A 19,373-nucleotide genomic window follows, 5' to 3' on the forward strand; every position below is an offset into this window, starting at 1 on the left:
CCCGAACTTTCAGCGCTCAGGGATCGACCTCGGCGACGAGCGCCGGGAACTCGGCCGACTTGTGGACGCCCGGCGGGACGATCGCCGCGTCGACGTGGCCCACGAGGCGGCGGAGCGCGTCGGCGTCGGCCGAGGGCACCTCGGCGACGACGGTGAGCGCCCTCGGGAGCGACGCCACGGCCTCGATCACCGCGTCCGCCGACGCGCACCGGACCAGGACCGCGCGCGCGCCGACCTTCGCGGCGGCCTCGGCCCCCTCCTTGCTCTCCGCCAGCGCGAGCGGGAGCATCCGCATCGTCCTCGCCCCCTTCGCGAGGCGGTCCCAGTCGTCGAGCGGCAGCGTCGCGTCGATGCAGACCCCGTCCGCCTCGTGGTAGCGCGCCGCGAGCGCGCCGTCGCGATCGCCCACCCGCGACAGGCAGAGCGACGGCACCGTCCTCGTCGCCCGCGCGGCCCCCTGCATGGCGGGCCCCGCCTCGGCGAACGCGAGCGCGGAGATGTTGAGCTCATGCAGCCGCGCCGCGTCCTCCGCGGGCGCCTCCGAGCCAACGAGCCCGACAAGAGCCATGTTCTTCCTGCGGGTGGAGATCACCTGGAGAAGATCGCGTGTGGACGGGACGATCGATCCTGCATCGAAATCCTGCATGGGGAGGGCCGGTAGACGAGACGAACGCGCGGGTCAAGCAAGGGATCGCTCCGGGTCCTCGAGCGCGGGTCGGGAATCCGTGGCTGGGACGTCCTGCACGCGCATCCACACGGCGGTCTGATCGCCCTCGTAGCAGACGCTGCCTTCGTGACGGAACTCGAACGAATAGCGGATCATGTGCCGCTTGACGCCGAGCCGGGAGCGCGTCGCCACGCACGTCGCCTCGATGGGCGCGCCCGGCTGGACCAGCTTGCGAAAGACCACCCGGTGAATGTTGGTGCCATAACCGATCCAGCCCTCGCGGTGGCGCAGCCCGAGCAGGTGGTAGGCGTGCACGAAGCCGAGCATCCCCGTCGCGTGCACCATGATGCCGCCGGCAATGTGGCGCGGGTGCAGCAACGGATGCGCCCGCTGCGCGTCGACGAGCGGCATCGGCCTGTCGGTCGGCATACGACAGCGCACGAGGCTCTTCTCGGCGTCCACCTCGAGGAGCTCGTCGAAGAAGAGCACCGAGGGGTCGTAAGGGAGGTCCGCGAGGAACTCGGCATCGAACGGACCGAGCTTCACAGGAAGGGGCCCGCCGCTCGCCGCGCCGGGTGCAGAGGTCGTCATCGGTTGGCTCTGGGATCCCGAATCCCCCGGGCCGGCTCCTAGCAGCGGCCGATCGCGTGGGCAACGCCGACCAGCGCCTCGTGCCGCGCGCCGCTGGGCCGGCGGGCTCGGCAAAGCCCGCCGGCGGGCTCAGCGCAGCGCAGCACGTGCTCGTGCTCGTGTACGTGCGCGTGCGCGTGCGCGTGCGCGTGCGCGTGCGCGACGCCCGCGCGCACAGGCGTCCTTATTTGACGCGTTGCCCGACGTCGCGTAATCCACTCGACCATGTCAGGCAGTCGTGGACCTCGCGGGCCTGCGGCGCTCGCGCTCAGCGGGTCGCTCCTGGGGCTCGCGTTCAGCGCCTCATCGACGTTCGATTACATCCGGCACCTCGACCGGCAGGTCCACGACCTGCACTGCAGCTTCGTCCCGGGCCTCGGCGCGCAGGCGGGCGCCGACACCGCGTGCCGCGTGGCCATGTACAGCCCCTACTCCGCCCTGTTCCGCGAGAGCTTCTGGGGCGGTATCCCCATCTCGCTGTTCGCCCTCGGGGCGTTCGCGTTCTTCGCGGCGTTCGCGCTCTATGTGCTGCTCTCGGCCCAGCACGCGCCGCGGCGCGCGGCGCACTTCCTGTTCGTCGCGGGCCTCACGCCGCTCGCCGTGTCGCTCCTGATGGCGACCATCTCGGCGGTGCGCCTCGGGGTGTTCTGCAAGACGTGCGTCGGCATGTACGTCTCGTCGGCGCTGCTCGCGGCCGGCGGCGTCTGGGCGTTCCTCGAGGACCGCAGGGTGGCCCGCGCCGCGGCCTGGTCCAGCGCGGCGCCGCGCGCGCCCTCGTCGGCAGGCGCGGCCGGGGTGGGGCCCACCGTGCCCGGGGCGCCCCTCGGGGTCGACGGGCCGGGCGGCGCCGCCGCGGCGCCCGCCGGCCCCCCGCGCCGGGTGGGCTCGCTGCTGCTCCTGCCGGGGTGGCTCGTCGCGCTCGCCGTGTGCACGGTGACGCCGGCGCTGCTCTACGCGAGCGCGCTGCCGAGCTACGCGAGCTACATGACCGGCTGCGGCAAGCTCGAGAAGCCGACCGAGCCGAACGGGGCGCTGCTCCACGTGACGCGCCCGGGCGCGGTGCAGCCGGCGACCCTCTTCGTCGATCCGCTCTGCCCGACCTGCAAGGCGTTCCACCAGCGGCTCGTGTCCGAGGGGGTGTGGGAGAAGCTCGACACGACGCTGGTGCTCTTCCCGCTGGACAGCGAGTGCAACTGGATGCTCGACCGGCCGGTGCACCCGGGCTCGTGCCTCCTCTCGAAGGCCATCCTGTGCAGCGATCACCGGGCGATGGATGTGCTCGAGTGGGCCTACGACAACCAGGAGACGCTGCTCGAGGGCGCGAAGGCGGGCGCGGGCACCGCCAACGTGCAGGCGGCGATCCGGCAGCGCTGGCCGGGGCTCGACGCATGCATGGACTCGAAGGAGACGGCGCTGCGGCTGAACCGTATGCTCCGCTACATCGTGGACAACAAGCTCCCTGTCTCGACGCCACAGATGTTCCTGGGCACGACGCGGCTCTGCGACGAAGATACGGACATCGGGATGTCGTACGCGATAAGGCAGCTCGCGCCGGCGCTCCGGACGAAGTGAGGAGATCATGAGAGGCGCAGGGATCATCGGGATCGTGGCCGGGTGCGCGCTTCTTGTCGCGTCCGGGGTGACGGTGCACAGCGAGGTGCAGGCCGCGTCGCAGCGCCTGAAGACGGGTGTGGCCGCGGCGGTGAAGCCGGCCGTGGCCATCGCCAACGACGCCGAGGCGCCGTATTGCACGCCCGCGTTCAAGACGGTGCTGCAGCGGGTGCTCAACGCGTGCGGCCTCGTCGGTGCGGAGGCGCGGCGCGGGTGCCAGCCGGCCGACGTGAAGACGCTCGCGTCGATCAGCGACGACGACTTCAACGCGCTCTTCACGCCGCTGAGGCAGCGCGGCGGGGTCGTGATGTTCGACGACGGCTCGGAGAAGCTCGACGACGACGCCAAGAAGATGATCGAGGAGATGTGGCTCGATCGGCGCGGCGCCCGCTATTTCTTCATCGTCGCTCGCGCGTCGAAGACGGGGACGCCGGAGTTCAACCGGACGCTGTCGCACAAGCGCGCGAACAGCGCGTTCTTCGACATCTCCGACAAGTTCAAGGAGCAGGACCTGGACAAGAAGGTCGGGATGCTGTGGCTCGGGAACGAGTTCGCGCAGCTCGGCGCGGAATACTGCCAATGGAACGTCTCGCGCAAGAACAAGGCATGTACGGCCGAGGCCATCAACCGGAGCGCGTTCGTCTCGTGGGTGGACTGTCAGCTGTGAGCCCCGCGAGGAAGAGCGGCGCCCTCCGGGGCGCCTTCGCGGCCCTCGCCGTGGCCGCGGGGCTCGCGGGCGGGTGCGACGCGGACAGGAAGGCCGATCTGCCGCCGCCCCCGACGCCCGGCCAGGGGCGGAGCAACGCGGTGACGGCGCCGGGGGCCGCGGCGCCCGCGAGCGCCACGGCGCCGGCGAGCGCCACGGCGGCGGCGGCGCTGGCCGCGCCGCGGCTCCTGTGCGCGGGGCAGTCTCCGCGGCCTGCGCCCTCGGCGGGCGGGCTCACGGCGGTCGCCGCCAGCGGCGCGGAGAAGCTGCCGGCGAACATCGGGTTCGGCGTCGGCAAGTGGGTGTGGGTGAACTTCTGGGCGGCGTGGTGCAAGCCGTGCCTGGAGGAGATGCCTCGGCTGCTCGGGTGGCAGCAGAAGCTGCGGGCGGCCGGCGTGCTCGTCGACCTGGCGTTCATCTCGATCGACGACGACGAGCGGCAGCTGTCGCGGTTCCTGGAGGCGCAGCCGGGCACGGGGGTGCGCGCCTCGTACTGGCTGCCCGACGGGCCCCAGCGGGCCGGGTGGCTGCGGGCGCTCGGCGTGAAGGAGACGACCGAGCTGCCGATCCACGCCATCGCGGCGCCGAGCGGGCAGGTGACGTGCGTGATCCAGGGCGCCGTCGAGGACAGCGACTATCCGACGATCGCGGCGCTCCTGGGGTCGAAGAAGCCGTAGGCGGGGGCGCTCCTCGAGGCGCGCCGTCGCAAAGCGGCGCTCGGCTTGAGTGGAGGTCGCGGTCGAACCTATCGTCGCGGGAGCGCCCTCGTGAAAACCTCCCTGCTGAGACGCCGGTTCGCCTTTCTCTTTCGTCTGTCCTCGCTTGTCGCGTCGGCGGCGCTCCTCTTCGCGAGCTGCAACGGCGGCGACGGCGGCGCCCCGCGGCCAGGATCGGGCGATCCCTGCGAGAGCGCGCAGGACTGCGCGGACGGCGTCCCCTGTACGATCGACCGCTGCGTCGGCGGCCGGTGCGCGTCGGAGGCGGACGACACCCGCTGTCCGGGCGGGCGCTGTGATCGGGCGAGGGGCGCCTGCGTCAACGACAAGGCGTGCGCGACGCCGGCCGACTGCGCGGACACGGATCCGTGCACCCAGGAAGAGCGCTGCAACGAGTCGCTCCGGCAGTGCGTCTTCGAGGGGCTGGACGGCGACGGGGACGACGCGCTGCCCTTGATCTGCGGCGGCGCGGACTGCGACGACGACGATCCGCGCAACGCCCCGACGCTCGCCGAGCTGTGCGACGGCGCCGACAACAACTGCAACGGCACGGCCGACGAGGGCGAGGGCCGCGCCCTCTGCGGCGCCGACGGCGCGCGCTGCGTCAGCGGGCGCTGCGAGTGCCCGGCCGGGCAGGGCTACTGTCCGCTCGAGTCCGCCACGGGGTTCCACTGCATCGACGTGCAGTCCGATCCGGAGAACTGCGGCGCCTGCGGGGCGTCGTGCCCCGCGGACACGACCTGCGTGGGCGGGCAGTGCACGTGCGCGGATGGCCTCGCGCTGTGCGGGTCCACGTGCGTCGACCTCGCCGAGGACGAGCGCCACTGCGGCGCGTGCGGCGAGGCCTGCGGCGAGGGGGACTGCATCGACGGCGTCTGCACGGCGTGCGGCGGGGTCGGCGAGCCCTGCTGCGACGGCGCGAGCTGCCGGGACGTCCTCAGCGAGTGCGGGGAGGACGGCACGTGCGCCGTGAAGGCGTGCGCGGAGCCGATCGAGGCGCTGCCGGACACCCACCTCCCGCGGTGCTCGGCCGACACGGAGCCGTGCATCGACGCGTGCACGGTGAGCTCGTGTGTCGACGACTGCTTCGATGCGGACACCACGGCTCCCCGCTCGTACCGCGGTGTGTCGTTCGACTGCGCCGGCTGCGTCGACCATCAGATCCAGGCCTGCACGTCGCGGATGTGCCAGCGGAGCCTGGCCGTGGCGTCTTGCTGCGTCGTGGAGCGCTGCCGCGGGGTCATCGACAAAGTGTGCGAGGACCAATGCGGCGAGGAGCTCGACGCGTTTTATAGCTGCTCCGACACGACGGAGTGCGGCTTCTTCCTAGTGGCGGACGAGCCGCTCTCCTGCTTCCCCTGAGGCGCCCTCGTGCGCGAGCAGCCACCGCTTGCGCTCGATGCCGCCCGCGTAGCCCGTGAGGTCGCCGCGGGCACCCACGACGCGGTGGCAGGGGATGATCAGGCAGACCGGGTTCCTGCCGTTCGCCAGGCCCACCGCGCGGGACGCCGACGGCTGCCCGAGGGACGCCGCGACCTCGCCGTAGGAGCGCGTCGCGCCGGGAGGAATGCGCTGGACCTCCGCCCAGACGCGGCGCTGGAACGGCGTGCCGCCGGGCTCGACCGGGATGCCTGAGAGCGCGCCGAGATCGCCGCGCCAGTAGGCCCTCAGCCGGCCGGACAGGCCGTGAGGATCCGCGGCGCTGCGCAGCGTGACCGCGCCGTAGCGCGCCTCCAGCAACGTGCGAAGGCGGGGCGCGCAGTCCGCGAAATCGAGCCCGTGGACCGCGCCGCCGCCGGCCGCGAGCAGCATGACCCCGACCGGCGACTCGACCTCATCCAGCAAGAGATCCATTCGATACCTCCGTCTCCGCGGGCCGCGCGCCCTGCGCGTCCGCCGTCCACAACAGCACCGCGGCGTAGGCCCGCCACGGGCGCCACGCCTCCGCCATGGCCGCGAGATCCGCGCCGGAGACGCCGCCGAGCGCGCGCCGCAGGCCGAGATCCGTGGCCGGGAACGCGTCCGGCTCGCGCAGCGCGCGCATCGCGATGTAGTGCGCGGTCCACGCGCCGACGCCGGGGACCGCGCAGAGCGCGCGCACCGTCTCCTCCAGGCCGCGCGAGGCGTCGAGCGCGACCTCGCCGGAGGCCACGCGCGCCGCGAGCGCCGCGATCGTCGCGGCGCGGGCGCGCGGCAGGCCGAGATCCGTCAGATCGGCCGCGGCGAGCGCCTCGGGCGCCGGGAAGACGAAGCGGAGCCCCTCGGCGCCCTCGGGCAGGCCTCCGCGGACAGCGAGCGGCTCGCCGTGCCGCTCGACGAGGCGCCCCGCGAGCTGCGTCGCGGCGCGGACGCTCACCTGCTGGCCCAGGATCGCCCGCACCGCGAGCTCGAAGCCGTCCCACGCGCCCGGCACGCGCACGCCCGGCATCGCGAGGACCCGGGGGGCGAGCCGCGGATCAACGCCCAACCGCGCTGCGATCGCCTGCGGATCGGCGCCGAGATCGAAGAGCCGCCGCAGGCGCTCCACCACACGGATGAGCCCCTCCGTGCAAGGCAACCACAGCCGGGCGACCAGGCAAGCCTCGCCGGGCGCAGGCCGCACCTCGACGACGCCGTGCCCGCCGGCGACGCGCACCGTGCGGCGGTATGCGCCGTGCTCGGCCGCCTCCACGCCGGGGATCGCGCGCGCACCAAGGAAGCCCGCGAGGGCGTCCCAGTCGAACGGTGGGCGGAACGGGAGGCGCAGCGCGATCTCCGGGACGCTGCGATCCGCTCGCGCCGCTCCCCCACCCCGCCGCGTCGCCACGGCGCGCAGTTCACGCGGCGCACGCTCGTACGCCGCGCGGATCGCATCGTTGAAGCGGCGGACGCTCGAGAATCCCGACGAGAGCGCCACCTCCGTCATGGAGAGCGCGGTCTCGTCGAGGAGCTTCTTCGCGAACAGAAGGCGCCGGGTCTGAGCCACCGCGAGCGGGGAGGCGCCGACGTACCGTTGGAAGAGCCGCCGCAGGTGGCGCTCCCCCACGCCGAGGCGCGCCCCGAGGGCCGAAGCATCGGCCTCGTCGAGCGCGCCCTCCGCGATGAGGCGGAGCGCGCGGGAGACCGTAGCCGAGGCGCCCAGCCAGGCCGGCGTCCCCGGTGACGCCTCGGGGCGGCAGCGCAGGCACGGACGGAAGCCAGCTTCCTGCGCCGCGGCCGCGGTCGCGAAGAACCGGCAGCTCGCCCGCATCGGCGTCCGCGCCGGGCAGACGGGGCGGCAGTAGATGCCCGTCGATCGCACCCCCGTGAAGAATCGGCCGTCGAAGCGCGCATCGCGGGTGCGGAGCGCTCGGTAGCAGACGTCGTCGTCGAGCTGCATGCTCCGTGGGAACTAGCCCGGCGACCGGCGCGCGGCTGGCCATTTTCGGACGCGGTCGCCCGGCCATCCAGCACAGGCCCGGAGGGAGAGGCCCGACCCGCGAAGGCTTTGCGCGCCGAGAGGCCCAAGGGTATCGTAGTCGCGTTTGGAGCATGCCCGCATGCAAGCTGCTACCCTGAGCTCCGCGTCGTTCTCCTCCCTCGACGATCTGCCGGACGTGCGGGCACTGTGTGAGTCGTTCCCCGCAGTCATGCTCTATGGCAGCGTCGCGCGAGGCGACGCCGGGGGCGTCTCTGATGTTGACCTCTTGGCTCTCGATGAGCGCCCGCGCGCCGCGATCGAGAGCGGCAGGTTGTCGGTGACGGTGTATACCGAGGAGCACCTGCGCGAGCTGGCCACACGTGGCAGCTTGTTCGTTCTCCATTTGCGCACGGAGGGGCGTGTGCTCCGAGATCGCACCGGAGCCTTACGGAGCGCTCTCGGAGCGTGGCATGAGCCTGACTATGCCCGAGTGCTGGAGGGCGTGCGCGCGGCTTCTGCCGTGCTCGACGTCCCGCAGGAGCAGCGGGCCCGCTGCCCGACGGCGTTCCTGCGCGTTGCGCTCTTCATCCTGCGCTCGCTGCTCTATTTGCGCTGCGCGTCGCAGGGACGCCCAGCGTTCGCCATGCGGCAGGTTGCGTCAATACTCGGCGACGGACGGATCCCCGCGCTCTTCGAGCGCTCTCAATCCCCTACGACAGCGGAGATGCGCTGGAAGCAGGCGCTCGTCCTGCTCGACGAACATCTCGGCGGCCGTGCGAAGAACGCCTTCGGGAGCCTCGAGGCCCTGGCCGTGAGCTGGCACCGTCGCTTCCCGATGGCGTCCGACCTCGCCGTCCGTCTGCTCATGGATGGCGGGACGATCGAGTACGCTCTTGCGCCTTCAGACTGGGTCGCGCCGTGAAGCCGCTGGCCGTGATCGGTGACGTGCATGGCGACGCGCGCAGGCTTCGGGAGATGCTCGATCGGCTGGAGCCGTCCGAGCGCACCATGGTATTTGTCGGCGACTACGTCGACGGGGCTCCGCACAGCGCCGAGGTCGTCGAGGAGCTCATCTGTCGATCGAAGCGCGAGCCGAGGCGGTACCACTTCTTGGCCGGCAATCACGATCTCGCTCTGTTGAGGTACCTCCGCGGCGGGGACTTTGCGGCTTTCGCAAAGCTGGGCGGCGTCTCGACGCTGCACTCCTATCTGGGCGAAACGCGAGGCGACGTACACCATGCGTTCATTCGCGCATTTCCGCCCGAGCACAGAGATTTCTTTGAGCGACTGAATGCGTGCTGGGAAGAGGAGGAGGTCTTGATTGCTCACGCCGGCTTCGATCCGGAGCGCCCAGAAATCCGTTCGCGAGATGCGCTCGCCCATGGCGCCGGCTCACGCATCTTCATGGCCGAGAGATTTCCAAGGCCGCTCGTCGTATGTGGGCACTACCCCCAGGCGCGCGGCGAGCCCTATCAAAGCACCAATCTAATCTGCATCGATACGGGCTGCGGCATGGCCGATGGTCCGCTAACGGCGCTCCTTCTACCGGAGCGGACCTTCATCGCAGTGTAAGAGCGCAGGAAACAACGATGGATCGCACGTTCGACTCAATCATCAACGAACTGAGGAGCCTGCGAGACACAGGATCGCTCATTTATGCGATCCACTACGCCTGCGAGGATTTTTACGAGGTTCGCGACAAGCCGCCGAGCATATCCGCGATCGCACTTGAAGGCGTGAATTCCGGCGAAGTCATCGTCTACTCTGTAATAGACCGCTCTTCCGAAAGCACAGAACGAGAGAAATACGTACTAAACAACTATTTCTCCTTCTTGCAGAAACATGCCGACGCCAGGCTGGTCCACTGGAACATGAATTCCGCCGACTTCGGCTTCCGTGCACTCGCCAACCGCTATGCCTACCTCTTTAGCGAAGAAGCTCCGTCGCACCACTCCGATCATCGGAAGATCGATCTCGATGACGTCGTTACGCTCGGCTACGGCCACGACTTTGCCGATCATCCGAAGCTCAAGAGCATCGGCCTCCTGAACGGATTCCACTTTCGCCACTTTCTGACGGGGGCGGAGGAGGCCGATCGGTTCAAGAAAGATTTGCACGGCGACATTCGAAGATCTGTAACGGAGAAGACGTCGCTCATCGCACGGCTCACGCGGCTCTTGCTGGATGGAACGCTGGAGACCAAGCACTCCGGCCAGAGGTTAGACTTCGCAGGTTCCAGCCTGGACTCCGTCAAGGTCGTGCTCACCGTCGGGGAGCGCTTTCGCGAGGTGCGTCGGCAGCTGAAACGCCGTCACGGCAACCGACACACACTGGAGGTCAACGACGAATACGACGCCCAGGATTTGATCCACTCGCTACTACGCTTATTCTTCGACGACGTACGCAGAGAAGAGTGGACCCCCAGCTATGCGGGAAGCGCTTCACGAATCGACTTCGTATTACCTCGCTATCGGCTGGCAATCGAGCTAAAGCACGCCGGCAAATCGCTCTCCACCAAGGAGCTCGGAGAGCAACTCATCGTGGATGCAAACAAGTACAAGAAGCACGCAGACGTGCGACATCTCGTATGTCTCGTATTCGACGAGAACGGGTCGTTCGAGAACCCGAGGGGCGTCGAGAGCGATCTCGGTCGTGCCCATGACGGGCTAGCGGTCACGGTACGAATTTACGATCACTGAGAGCGATGGCTGTGCTCGCGGACGCGAGCGTCACGGTCCGGCTCATCTCGATCGTCAGCCTGACACGGCCGTGCGCGTGGCGGGCTCGCCTGCTCCACCTGGTAAGCTCAGCGCGAAGTATGAATTTTTTCGAGACGATCGCCGCCATGGGGCACGAGCAGGTGCTGTTCTGCGCGGACGAGCCCGCCGGATACCGCGCGATCATCGCGATCCACAGCACCGCGCTGGGCCCGGCGCTCGGCGGGACGCGGCTCCTCGGGTACGCGAGCGACGAGGAGGCGCTCGTGGACGCGCTGCGCCTGTCGCGCGGCATGACCTACAAGAACGCGCTCGCCGGGATGGACGTCGGCGGCGGCAAGGCGGTCGTCCTCCGCGGCGGCGCGGAGCCGCTCGACCGGGAGCGGCTGTTCCGCGCGCACGGGCGCTTCATCGAGCGCCTCGGCGGCAGGTTCATCACGGGCGAGGACGTGGGCACCACCCCCGCGGACATGGAGCTCATCCGGCGCGAGACGCGCCACGTGAAGGGCCTCGCCGGCGAGGGCGGCGACCCGTCGCCGTGGACCGCGCGGGGCGTGCTCCGCGCGATCCAGGCCGGAGCCCGCCACCGGTGGGGCAGCGACGAGCTCGCGGGCCGGACCGTCGCGCTCCAGGGCTGCGGCAGCGTCGGCGGCCGGCTCGCGGCCGAGCTCCACCGGTTGGGCGCGCGGCTGCTCGTCGCGGACGTCGACCCGGATCGCGCCCGCCACGTCGCCGCCGCGCTCGGCGCCACGGTGGTGCCGCCGGACGCGATCACCTCGGCCCAGGCCGACATCTTCGCCCCGTGCGCGCTCGGCGGCGTCCTCGACGACCGCGCCGTGCAGGAGCTGAGGGCCGAGATCGTCGCGGGCGCGGCCAACAACCAGCTCCTCGAGCCGCGCCACGGCGACGCGCTCGCCGCGCGCGGCGTCGTCTACGTCCCCGACGTCGTGGCCAACGCAGGCGGCGTGCTGAGCGGCGGCGCGGATCTCTTCGGCTGGTCCCGCGCCGAGGTCCACCGGCGCGTCCAGGCGATCTACGACACGGTCCTCAGGGTCCTCGAGATGGCGGCGAGCGACGGCGTCTCGCCGCAGCTCGCCGCCGAGCGGCTTGCCGAGGCGCGCCTGCGGGAGCGCGCCGCGGCGGGGTGAGCGCTACCGCGTCAGCGCCCCTGGCCCGGGCGCCGGCTCGGCGGCCGGGCCGTTCTTGAGCGCCTTCACCGCCTCGACCATCAGCGACACCGCGAGCCCGATCAGCGCGAGCCCCACGACGCCGTTCAGCGTCGTCGCGTTCAGCGCGAGCCCCTCGGTCCGCACGGCGGCGAACGCGGTCCGCACCTGGAGGATGAGGGCCCACACCGTGATCGTCATGACGAACACCATCGGGATCGCCGTGTACCAGATGCGCCGCTTCTCGCGGTGCAGCCAGACGGTGACCGCGAGGAGCGTCAGCGCCGCGAGCAGCTGGTTGCTCGTGCCGAACAGCGTCCAGAAGTCGAGGTACGCGGGCCGCACGCCGGGCGCGGGCGGGCGCGCGGTCATGATGAACAGCGTGGGCGGCGCCAGCGAGATCGCCGTCGCGGCCGCGGACACCACGCGCCCCTTCCAGTTGAAGAGCTCCTGGAGGATGTAGCGGCTGAGGCGCGTCGAGACGTCGAGCGTGTCGAACACGAAGGTGGAGAACGCCATGGCGCCGAACGTCGCGGCGAACAGGAAGTGCTCCTTGCCGATGATGACGGTGAGGAACTTGCCGATCCCGTCGCCGTAGATCTTGCCCGGCCCGCCCAGCTTCGTCCCCTGCGCCACGATGACGAGCGTCGCGAGCGCGATCAGCGCGACGAACGCCTCGGCCAGCATCGCGCCGTAGCCCACCGGGTGGGTGTGCGTCTCCTTCGAGATCTGCTTCGACGTCGTCCCCGAGCAGACGAGCCCGTGGAAGCCCGAGCAGGCGCCGCAGGCGATGGTGACGAACAGGAACGGGAAGAGCATGCCGGTCGCGCCGCCGGCGTTGAACGTGGTGAACGCGGGCTGGCGCAGCTCGAACTCCCCCGGATAACGGAGGTTCCCGAAGAAGATCCCGATCACGCCGACCGCGAGCGCGATGTAGAGGACGAACCCGCCCAGGTAGCCGCGCGGCTGGAGGAGCAGCCAGACCGGCAGGAGCGAGGCGATGAGGCAGTAGACGAGGATGATGAGGCCGAACGCGCGCTGCGGGTTGTCGAGCGGCAGGACGAAGGCCGTCGAGATCTTCGTGCCGAGCCAGACGACGCCGAGCGTCGCGGGCACGAAGAGGAGCGTGGTGAGCCAGAGCGGCGGCTTGAGGTACCGCTCGACGACACCCATGACGATGGAGAGGCCGAGGTAGGCGGCGCTCGCCGCGGCGACGGCGCCGCCGGGGTTGAACTGGAACGTACCGCCCTCGAACTCCTCGGTCTTGCCGACGAAGGTGCTCGCCGTGATGTCCGTGAAGGCGACAATCACGTAGGACAGCGCGAGCCAGATGAAGATCATCATCGACAGCCAGGCGCGCCGGCCGATGTGCCGCTTCGCGATCTCGGCGACGCTCTCCGCCTCGTGGCGGACGCTCGCGATGAGCGCGGAGAAGTCGTGCACCGCGCCGATGAACACGACGCCGATGGCGATCCAGAGGATGCACGGGAGCCACCCGAACGCCTGGCCGGCGAGGATGGGGCCGGCGATCGGCCCGGCGGCGGCGATGGCGCTGAAGTGCTGCCCGAAGAGGTAGAACGGCTTCGTGGGGACGTAGTCCTCGCCGTCGTTCACCTTCACCGCGGGCGTCACGGCGCCGTCGTCGAGCGCGTAGTTGCGCGCGACGATCCGCCCGTAGAAGCGGTAGCCAAGGCACAGCACGACGATGACAGTCAGGGCGAGCAGCGGCAGCACGCGGCGGAGTATAAGGCCATCCTGGCGCCGATGTGGTCCTGCGAACGAGGGGCGACGGAGGGGCGCCGGCCGGGCGGCTTGGCTCAACCCTGGCGCTCGCGAGGATCGGCAGGAGCGGCCCTGAGCAGCCCTCACCTGGAGCGCTCCGGGGTGGTCTCACTTTGCGCTGGAGCCCCAGGTCGCCGCGGGCGCCTCGCCGCCCCTCCCCTTCCGCTGGGCTATGCTGGCGCCATGGCCGAAGCCGCCAGGGACCTGCCGAAGACGTGGGAGGATCTCGATGCCGTGCCCGAGGGCTACATCGGCGAGATCATCGACGGTGAGCTCGTGATGCATCCGCGGCCGAACGATCCTCACTCGGCCGCGCAGTCGAACCTGACCAGCCTGCTCGGGGGGCCCTTCCGGTTCGGGAAAGACGGCGGCCCCGGGGGCTGGGTCTTCCGTGTCGAGCCGCGCATCGATCTTGGCGGCGACATTCGCGTGCCCGACCTCGCCGGATGGCACCGCACGCGCTTCGCGGCGCCCAGGAAAGGGCCTCTCACGGTCATCCCGGACTGGATCTGCGAGGTGCTCTCCGGCGACAGCACGGCCGCGACCGATCGCAGCGAGAAGATGCCGCTCTACGCCGCGAGCGGCGTGAGCCATGTGTGGCTCGCCGATCCAGAGCTGCGGACCCTCGAGGTCTTCCGGCTGCTCGGGGCGAAGTGGCTGCTCGTCGACACGTTCCACGGGAGCGTGAGGGTGCGGGCCGAGCCGTTCGACGCGATCGAGCTCGATCTCGCGCCGCTCTGGGACGAGGGCGCATAGCCTCGCTGGAGGGCGACGGGTCTCCGCGGAGACGCTCCGCCCTCAGCGGCTGGCGTTCATCGTGTCCCAGTAGCTGTGCAGGCCGTGGAGGTTGTTCCCGCCGTCGACGAACACCGTATCGCCGGTGATCCAGCGCGCCTCCTCGCTGCAGAGGAACGAGACCACGGGCGCCACGTCGGTCGTCTCCCCGATCCGACCGAGCGGCGTGCGCTCGAGGAACCTCTGGGCGCTGAGCCCCGCCGTGAATCCGATGCCGTCGACGAGCGGCGTCCGGATGAGCCCCGGCGCCACCACGTTCACCCGGATGCCGTGGCGCCCGAGCTCGGACGCGGCCACCTTGGTGAGCTGCGCGAGGGCCGCCTTGGAGGCGCAGTAATGCGACATGCCGTCGGTCGCCAGCACCTGGTTGATGGAGCTGATGTTGACGAAGGCGCCCGGCTGCTTCGCGGCGATGAGGCCGCGGGCGACCGCCTTCATGAAGAGGAAGGGGCCCTTCAGGTTGGTGTCGAGGACGCTGTCGAAATCCTCCTCCGGCAGGTCCGTCAGGAGCGCGAGCGTGGCGATCCCCGCGTTGTTCACGAGGATCCCCGGCAATCCGAACGCCGACGTCGCCGCCTCGACGGCGCGCGACACGTCCTCGGCGCGGGACGCGTCGCCCAGGAAGGGCAGCGCGCGCGCCGCGCCGTCGGCCGCGCGGTTCAGCTCCTCGGCCGCCGCCTCGACCTTCGCCGCCGTCCGGCCGAAGAGCAGCACGTTGCTGCCGCGACTCATGAGGTCTCTCGCGATCTCGCGACCGATCCCCTGACCACCCCCGGTGACAATTGCGCTCCTGGAAATAAGCTTCATCTCGACCTCCGTGAACGCGGAAAGCAGATCCGACGTCCTGGGTAGCCTAGAGGAAACTCGGCCAGCCGAGCGCCGATCTCGCTCAGGCCGTCAGCATCATCGGCGCGCGCACCTTCGCGGCGATCTCCTCGCCCCGGAGCCGCGCGACGAGCGCGAGCGCGAACGCCATGGCTGTGCCCGGCCCCTGGCTCGTGACGAGCAGCCCGTCCTCGACGACCGGGCTCGTGAGGAGCTCGCCGTGCGCCGACACCACGTCGTTCACGGACGGGTGGCACGCCATCCTGCGGCCCTGGAAGAGCCCGTGCGCCGCGAGCGCGATCGGCGCGGCGCAGATCGCCGCGACGATGCGGCCCGCCTGCGCCTGCGCGTGAAGGCGCTCCCCGACGGCCGGCGAGCTGGCCAGCCGGTCGGCCCCGCCCTTGCCGCCCGGGAGGACCACCACGTCGAAGTCGCCCGTCACCGCCGAGAGATCCGCGTCCGGCACGAGGCGCACGCCTCGGCTGCAGCGCACCGGGCCCGGGCCATCGAGCCCGGCGAGGACGACCTCGACCTCGGCGCGGCGCAGGACATCGACGATGATCGTCGTTTCCATCTCCTCGGCTCCCTCGGCAAGGATCACGAGCGCTCGCGGCGTCTTCATGAGCGCCGGCATGGGGCCGCGGGCCGCCGGATGCAAGCCGGACGCGAGCCGGAGGTGAACCGCGTAGAAACCGAGCGCTGCGCGGGCGCAGGCTGAGCGAGCGCATGCAAGCATATGCAAGCCGATGCGAGCAGATGCGAGCAGGTGCAAGCAGATGCAAGCAGATGCGAGCCGATGCAAGCGCGCGCGAGCTTGCGGGGGCGGGCGGCGCGGAAGCCCCTTTGCCTGGGCACGGCGACGCGCTAGGAGCGGGGCATGGCGGAGCCGTCCGACGATCCGTTTGGCCTCTCGGGGCAGACCATCGAGGGGAAGTACCGCGTCGCCGCCGTCATCGGCGACGGCGGGTTCGGCGTCGTCTACCGGGGGATGCACGAGGGCTTCGGCGAGCTCATCGCGATCAAGTGCCTGAAGCTGCCGGCCTCGCTCGACGCCTCGGAGCGCGACGCGCTGCTCGAGACGCTGCGAGGCGAGGGGCGGATCCTGCACCGGCTGTCGCGGGCCACCTCGGGCATCGTGCAGGCGCTCGACGTCGGCGCGTTCACCACCCAGGCCGGCGTGTGGGTGCCCTACCTGGTGCTGGAGTGGCTGGAGGGCCAGACGCTCGGGCAATACCTCCGGGAGCGGCGCGAGCGGGGCGAGGCCGGCATGTCGATCGCCGAGGCGATCCAGCTGCTCACCCCGGCCGCGCGCGCGCTCGCCGTCGCGCACGCGCACAAGGTCGCGCACCGGGACGTGAAGCCGGCGAACCTGTTCCTCACCCACGTCGGCGGGGCGCGGACGCTGAAGGTGCTCGATTTCGGCATCGCCAAGGTGCTGTCCGATCACCCGACGTTCACCGAGGCGCTCGCCGCGACCCGGCAGGGGCCGAGCGCGTTCACGCCGCGCTACGGCGCGCCCGAGCAGTTCAACAAGGCGCGCGGCGCGACGGGCCCGTGGACCGACGTGTTCGCGCTCGGGCTCATCTTCGTCGAGCTCGTGAGCGGCAGGCGCGCGCTCGAGGGGGACGACCCCACGCAGCTCTACGTCGCCTCCGCCGATCCGGCGGTGCGCCCCACGCTGCGCGCGCGCGGGCTCCCGGACGCGCCCGAGGCGATCGAGCGCGTGCTCGACAAGGCGCTCGCGATCGAGCCCAAGCACCGCTTCACGAGCGCAGGCGAGTTCTGGGACGCGCTCTCGGCCGCGGCGCACGGCGAGCGCGCGGGGTCCTTCGCGGGTCGCGGCGGTCCCTCCGGGGAGCACGCGGCGGGGCAGTCGACCGCGGAGTACGCGGCCGCGCAGGGGCTCGGCGTGGCCGTCGGGCCGAGCGAGCCGACGATGCTCGCCGACGCGCACGCGCCCGCCCCGGCGCGGCCTGCCATCGTCAAGGTGAGCCACGGCGCGAGCGGGCCGCAGGCCGCCGGCGCGACGGGCGGCGCGGCGCCTCGGGCGAGAGACGGGGGCGGCGCGCTGGCGACGGGGGGCTCCAGGACCGCGCAGGTCGAGGACTCCATGATCGAGACGGTCGCGCCCGCCAGCCCCCCTGCGGCCGGCGCGGCCCCGCACCCCGGCGCGGCCCCGCACCCCCAGGCCGCGCCGGGCGGACCGCCGCACGCCGCGCCGCCGGTCGCAGCGCCGCAGCGCCGCAGCGCCGCGCGCGCGGCGCTTCCCTGGTTCGTGGCGGCGCTCGTGCTCGGCGGCGCCGGCGCGACGGCGTACGTCCTGACGCGGGCGCCCGACAAGAAGCCGGCGAAGGCGCCGGCCGCGCGCGCCACCGCGACGTCGTCCGCCGGGCGCGCCGCGACGGCCGCGGCGGGCGTGCCGGCGCCCGCCAGCGCCGCGCCGACCGCGAGCGCCTCCGCCGCGGCGCCTTCCGCCGAGCCCGCCGCGCCCGCCGCGCCGCCCGCGGACATGGTCTTCATCGGGCCCATCTCGACCACGATCGGCGCCGCGGGCGAGGCGCGCCAGGTGACGCTCACCCGCGGGTTCTACATCGATCGCAACGAGGTGACCGTCCGCGCCTACCGGGCCTGCATGCAGCAGCGCATGTGCTCGACCGCGGATCACGTCTCGCTGACGCCCGAGCTCGTGCCCGGCGCGCAGGCGCCGGCGGCGCCCGAGGAGCAGCGGGAGGCCGAGCTCTGGACGCGGCGCTGCAACGAGCCCCGCAACGCGACCGGGCACCCGATCAACTGCGTCGACTACTCCCAGGCCGAGAGCTACTGCCGCTTCCGCGGCCGGCGCCTGCCCACCGAGGCGGAGTGGGAGGTCGCCGCGCGCGGCGCCGCCGGCCGGGCGTTCGTGTGGGGCGACGAGGCGCCGACCTGCGAGCGCGCCTGCTACGATCGCAACGAGGGCTGCCTCGCGCGCGGCACCGAGGTCGCGACCTGCGCGTCCGGCGCCCACCCCAGCGATCGCACCCCGGAGGGCGTCTACGATCTCGCCGGCGACGTGTCCGAGTGGGTCTCGGACGGCCTCGTCTTCCCGCCGCCCGGCGGCGAGAACCCGCAGGGCGACCCGACCTTCCCGCTCAAGGTCGTGCGCGGCGGCAGCTTCCTGGACGGCCCCGAGAAGCTCTCCGCCACCTACCGCACCGCCGCGGCGCCCGTGACGGCGCACGCCTGGATCGGCTTCCGCTGCGCCATGGATGCGCCGGCGCAGGAGGGCGCCGCCGCGCAGCCGCCCGCCCCCGAGCAGCAGGCTGCGCCGGCCGAGCAGGGAGCGGCGGCGCCCTGAGCTGAAGCGCTGAGCCCCCGGTCCTCCCGCGCGGCATGGCCGGATCCGGTGCCGTCCGTCCACGGCTCACCGACCCCACAGGGCCCGGGCGGGCCGTTTCGCTCGATTCCTGAGCGTTCTCTCTGGATCCTGGGCAGGTTGAACTGGTTCCCAGAGTTGATTCTCTCGATGTGGCTTTCGATCACCTGGATCCGAGAGATTCAATTCTGAGCGGAGCCTTCATTTAGCCAGAATACAGAGCTGATCCTTTGGATTACGTCTAATTTTAGTCAGTTTCCTGGCCGAGATGTCTCGGTGCCGCTGAGCCCGGGGCCTTCGCCACGTCGGCGCCGAGCCGCCGCCCCAGCTGACCGACCACGACGAGAGCCGGTACCGAGAGCGTCGAACGGAACCTCCCGTCGCCAGGCAACCGAGGAGCTACTACTTCGCCCAGAGGACCGAGAGGTCGAGCTCGATCGCCTCGAAGGGAGCGACGCGAACGCGGGCGGCGTCGCGGTGGATCGGACCGCGCTCCCAGCTTCGATCGGACACGAGAGAGAGCACCTCGAGCGTGCGCGCGATCGGATCGACCAGCCAGGCGTACCGCACGCCCTCGCGCGCATAGATCGGCAGCTTCTCCGTGCGGTCGACGTCCTCGGTCGACGGGCTCAGGACCTCGCAGATCCAGTCCGGGGCGAGCGCGAAGTACGCCGTCTCGGGCAGCTCGGGCATGCGCTCGCGGCGCCAGCCGGCGAGGTCGGGCACGAGCGCGTCGATCTCGCCAGGCGCCGTCGGGTCGGGGAAGTGAAGTTCGGGCTCGTCCAGGATCCACCACCCGCCCGGGCCGCCCTTGCCATGGTCGAACGGGCCGGTCAGCTCGGCCCCCAGGCCCGAGCTGGCGCGCGCGTGCCGCGGCGCCGGACGGGGGAACACGTGCAGGGTGCCGCGAATGAGCTCCGCCACCTTGTTCGGCGGGACGGCCTCGAGGTCGGCGTACGTGGCGCGGCGCTGCTTCTCGCCGGGCTGCCCCATGGGCAAAGCGTGCCCGGGGTGGGACGGCGAGGCA

The 19,373-nt window shown here is 71.5% G+C and carries 18 protein-coding genes; 10 read left to right on the forward strand and 8 right to left on the reverse strand.

The features are described from left to right. Positions 1 to 16: 16 nt before the first annotated feature. Positions 17 to 646, reverse strand: a complete 630-nt coding sequence (locus WMF44_RS33270; RefSeq protein WP_437294071.1) for a hypothetical protein — start codon at positions 644 to 646, stop codon at positions 17 to 19. Between the two features lie 33 nt (positions 647 to 679). Further along, on the reverse strand, positions 680 to 1,258 hold the full coding sequence (locus WMF44_RS33275; RefSeq protein ID WP_437294072.1) for a hypothetical protein: 579 nt from the start codon (positions 1,256 to 1,258) through the stop codon (positions 680 to 682). A gap of 264 nt (positions 1,259 to 1,522) precedes the next feature. Here WMF44_RS33275 and WMF44_RS33280 point away from each other — a divergent pair, with 264 nt between their 5' ends. From WMF44_RS33280 to WMF44_RS33295, 4 genes are all read left to right on the forward strand, one after another. Continuing rightward, positions 1,523 to 2,869, forward strand: coding sequence for a vitamin K epoxide reductase family protein (locus WMF44_RS33280; protein ID WP_437294073.1), 1,347 nt, complete (start codon positions 1,523 to 1,525; stop codon positions 2,867 to 2,869). Positions 2,870 to 2,876: 7 nt separating this feature from the next. After that, positions 2,877 to 3,575, forward strand: coding sequence for a hypothetical protein (locus WMF44_RS33285; RefSeq protein ID WP_437294074.1), 699 nt, complete (start codon positions 2,877 to 2,879; stop codon positions 3,573 to 3,575). Next, positions 3,572 to 4,291, forward strand: a complete 720-nt coding sequence (locus WMF44_RS33290; protein WP_437294075.1) for a thioredoxin-like domain-containing protein — start codon at positions 3,572 to 3,574, stop codon at positions 4,289 to 4,291. Before WMF44_RS33285 ends, WMF44_RS33290 begins: the two co-directional genes overlap by 4 nt. 90 nt (positions 4,292 to 4,381) lie before the next feature. Beyond that, positions 4,382 to 5,692, forward strand: a complete 1,311-nt coding sequence (locus WMF44_RS33295; RefSeq protein ID WP_437294076.1) for a MopE-related protein — start codon at positions 4,382 to 4,384, stop codon at positions 5,690 to 5,692. Here the strand turns inward: WMF44_RS33295 and WMF44_RS33300 are convergent. After that, complete coding sequence (locus tag WMF44_RS33300) at positions 5,657 to 6,184, reverse strand: methylated-DNA--[protein]-cysteine S-methyltransferase (RefSeq protein WP_437294077.1); 528 nt, start codon at positions 6,182 to 6,184, stop codon at positions 5,657 to 5,659. The genes WMF44_RS33295 and WMF44_RS33300 overlap by 36 nt on opposite strands. Next, entirely contained in the window at positions 6,165 to 7,688 is a 1,524-nt protein-coding gene (locus tag WMF44_RS33305) for an AlkA N-terminal domain-containing protein (RefSeq protein WP_437294078.1), read from the reverse strand. Before WMF44_RS33305 ends, WMF44_RS33300 begins: the two co-directional genes overlap by 20 nt. A 160-nt stretch (positions 7,689 to 7,848) precedes the next feature. Here WMF44_RS33305 and WMF44_RS33310 point away from each other — a divergent pair, with 160 nt between their 5' ends. The 4 genes from WMF44_RS33310 to WMF44_RS33325 all read left to right on the forward strand — a co-directional run bounded on the left by WMF44_RS33310 (position 7,849) and on the right by WMF44_RS33325 (position 11,574). Beyond that, the gene (locus WMF44_RS33310; RefSeq protein WP_437294079.1) at positions 7,849 to 8,631 is read left to right on the forward strand and encodes a hypothetical protein; all 783 of its coding nucleotides are present in this window, start codon (positions 7,849 to 7,851) and stop codon (positions 8,629 to 8,631) included. Continuing rightward, a complete protein-coding gene (locus tag WMF44_RS33315; RefSeq protein ID WP_437294080.1) occupies positions 8,628 to 9,281 on the forward strand; it encodes a metallophosphoesterase family protein in 654 nt (217 codons plus the stop codon). Before WMF44_RS33310 ends, WMF44_RS33315 begins: the two co-directional genes overlap by 4 nt. A gap of 17 nt (positions 9,282 to 9,298) precedes the next feature. Continuing rightward, a complete protein-coding gene (locus WMF44_RS33320) occupies positions 9,299 to 10,408 on the forward strand; it encodes a hypothetical protein (protein WP_437294081.1) in 1,110 nt (369 codons plus the stop codon). Positions 10,409 to 10,527: 119 nt separating this feature from the next. Then, positions 10,528 to 11,574: a Glu/Leu/Phe/Val dehydrogenase dimerization domain-containing protein gene (locus tag WMF44_RS33325; RefSeq protein ID WP_437294082.1), complete on the forward strand. Its 1,047-nt coding sequence runs from the start codon at positions 10,528 to 10,530 to the stop codon at positions 11,572 to 11,574. Positions 11,575 to 11,577: 3 nt separating this feature from the next. On the opposite strand, the gene WMF44_RS33330 is transcribed toward WMF44_RS33325, so the two are convergent. After that, on the reverse strand, positions 11,578 to 13,326 hold the full coding sequence (locus WMF44_RS33330; RefSeq protein WP_437294083.1) for a carbon starvation CstA family protein: 1,749 nt from the start codon (positions 13,324 to 13,326) through the stop codon (positions 11,578 to 11,580). 231 nt (positions 13,327 to 13,557) lie between these two features. Here WMF44_RS33330 and WMF44_RS33335 point away from each other — a divergent pair, with 231 nt between their 5' ends. Further along, the gene (locus tag WMF44_RS33335) at positions 13,558 to 14,130 is read left to right on the forward strand and encodes a Uma2 family endonuclease (protein WP_437294084.1); all 573 of its coding nucleotides are present in this window, start codon (positions 13,558 to 13,560) and stop codon (positions 14,128 to 14,130) included. A gap of 42 nt (positions 14,131 to 14,172) precedes the next feature. Here WMF44_RS33335 and WMF44_RS33340 read toward each other — a convergent pair whose 3' ends face one another. Both WMF44_RS33340 and WMF44_RS33345 read right to left on the reverse strand, forming a co-directional pair. Further along, the gene (locus tag WMF44_RS33340; RefSeq protein ID WP_437294085.1) at positions 14,173 to 14,976 is read right to left on the reverse strand and encodes an SDR family NAD(P)-dependent oxidoreductase; all 804 of its coding nucleotides are present in this window, start codon (positions 14,974 to 14,976) and stop codon (positions 14,173 to 14,175) included. Between the two features lie 82 nt (positions 14,977 to 15,058). Next, positions 15,059 to 15,616 (reverse strand): DJ-1 family glyoxalase III, encoded by a 558-nt coding sequence (locus tag WMF44_RS33345; RefSeq protein ID WP_437294086.1) that lies wholly within the window; start codon positions 15,614 to 15,616, stop codon positions 15,059 to 15,061. A gap of 255 nt (positions 15,617 to 15,871) precedes the next feature. On the opposite strand from WMF44_RS33345, the gene WMF44_RS33350 reads away from it, so the two are divergent. Further along, entirely contained in the window at positions 15,872 to 18,328 is a 2,457-nt protein-coding gene (locus WMF44_RS33350) for an SUMF1/EgtB/PvdO family nonheme iron enzyme (protein ID WP_437294087.1), read from the forward strand. A 420-nt stretch (positions 18,329 to 18,748) separates the two neighbouring features. On the opposite strand, the gene WMF44_RS33355 is transcribed toward WMF44_RS33350, so the two are convergent. Beyond that, positions 18,749 to 19,339, reverse strand: a complete 591-nt coding sequence (locus WMF44_RS33355) for a Uma2 family endonuclease (protein WP_437294088.1) — start codon at positions 19,337 to 19,339, stop codon at positions 18,749 to 18,751. Between the last annotated feature and the right edge of the window lie 34 nt (positions 19,340 to 19,373).

Source organism: Sorangium sp. So ce426, from assembly GCF_051475585.1.
In the GTDB taxonomy this organism is placed as follows: domain Bacteria; phylum Myxococcota_A; class Polyangia; order Polyangiales; family Polyangiaceae; genus Sorangium; species Sorangium cellulosum_B.

What these genes read in the sequence shown, in the direction of transcription:
- WMF44_RS33270 (WP_437294071.1), bottom strand. Translation starts at nt 646, where the DNA reads ATGCAGGATTTCGATGCAGGATCGATCGTCCCGTCCACACGCGATCTT.
- WMF44_RS33275 (WP_437294072.1), bottom strand. Translation starts at nt 1,258, where the DNA reads ATGACGACCTCTGCACCCGGCGCGGCGAGCGGCGGGCCCCTTCCTGTG.
- WMF44_RS33280 (WP_437294073.1), top strand. Translation starts at nt 1,523, where the DNA reads ATGTCAGGCAGTCGTGGACCTCGCGGGCCTGCGGCGCTCGCGCTCAGC.
- WMF44_RS33285 (WP_437294074.1), top strand. Translation starts at nt 2,877, where the DNA reads ATGAGAGGCGCAGGGATCATCGGGATCGTGGCCGGGTGCGCGCTTCTT.
- WMF44_RS33300 (WP_437294077.1), bottom strand. Translation starts at nt 6,184, where the DNA reads ATGGATCTCTTGCTGGATGAGGTCGAGTCGCCGGTCGGGGTCATGCTG.
- WMF44_RS33305 (WP_437294078.1), bottom strand. Translation starts at nt 7,688, where the DNA reads ATGCAGCTCGACGACGACGTCTGCTACCGAGCGCTCCGCACCCGCGAT.
- WMF44_RS33310 (WP_437294079.1), top strand. Translation starts at nt 7,849, where the DNA reads ATGCAAGCTGCTACCCTGAGCTCCGCGTCGTTCTCCTCCCTCGACGAT.
- WMF44_RS33320 (WP_437294081.1), top strand. Translation starts at nt 9,299, where the DNA reads ATGGATCGCACGTTCGACTCAATCATCAACGAACTGAGGAGCCTGCGA.
- WMF44_RS33325 (WP_437294082.1), top strand. Translation starts at nt 10,528, where the DNA reads ATGAATTTTTTCGAGACGATCGCCGCCATGGGGCACGAGCAGGTGCTG.
- WMF44_RS33335 (WP_437294084.1), top strand. Translation starts at nt 13,558, where the DNA reads ATGGCCGAAGCCGCCAGGGACCTGCCGAAGACGTGGGAGGATCTCGAT.
- WMF44_RS33340 (WP_437294085.1), bottom strand. Translation starts at nt 14,976, where the DNA reads ATGAAGCTTATTTCCAGGAGCGCAATTGTCACCGGGGGTGGTCAGGGG.
- WMF44_RS33345 (WP_437294086.1), bottom strand. Translation starts at nt 15,616, where the DNA reads ATGAAGACGCCGCGAGCGCTCGTGATCCTTGCCGAGGGAGCCGAGGAG.
- WMF44_RS33350 (WP_437294087.1), top strand. Translation starts at nt 15,872, where the DNA reads ATGGCGGAGCCGTCCGACGATCCGTTTGGCCTCTCGGGGCAGACCATC.
- WMF44_RS33355 (WP_437294088.1), bottom strand. Translation starts at nt 19,339, where the DNA reads ATGGGGCAGCCCGGCGAGAAGCAGCGCCGCGCCACGTACGCCGACCTC.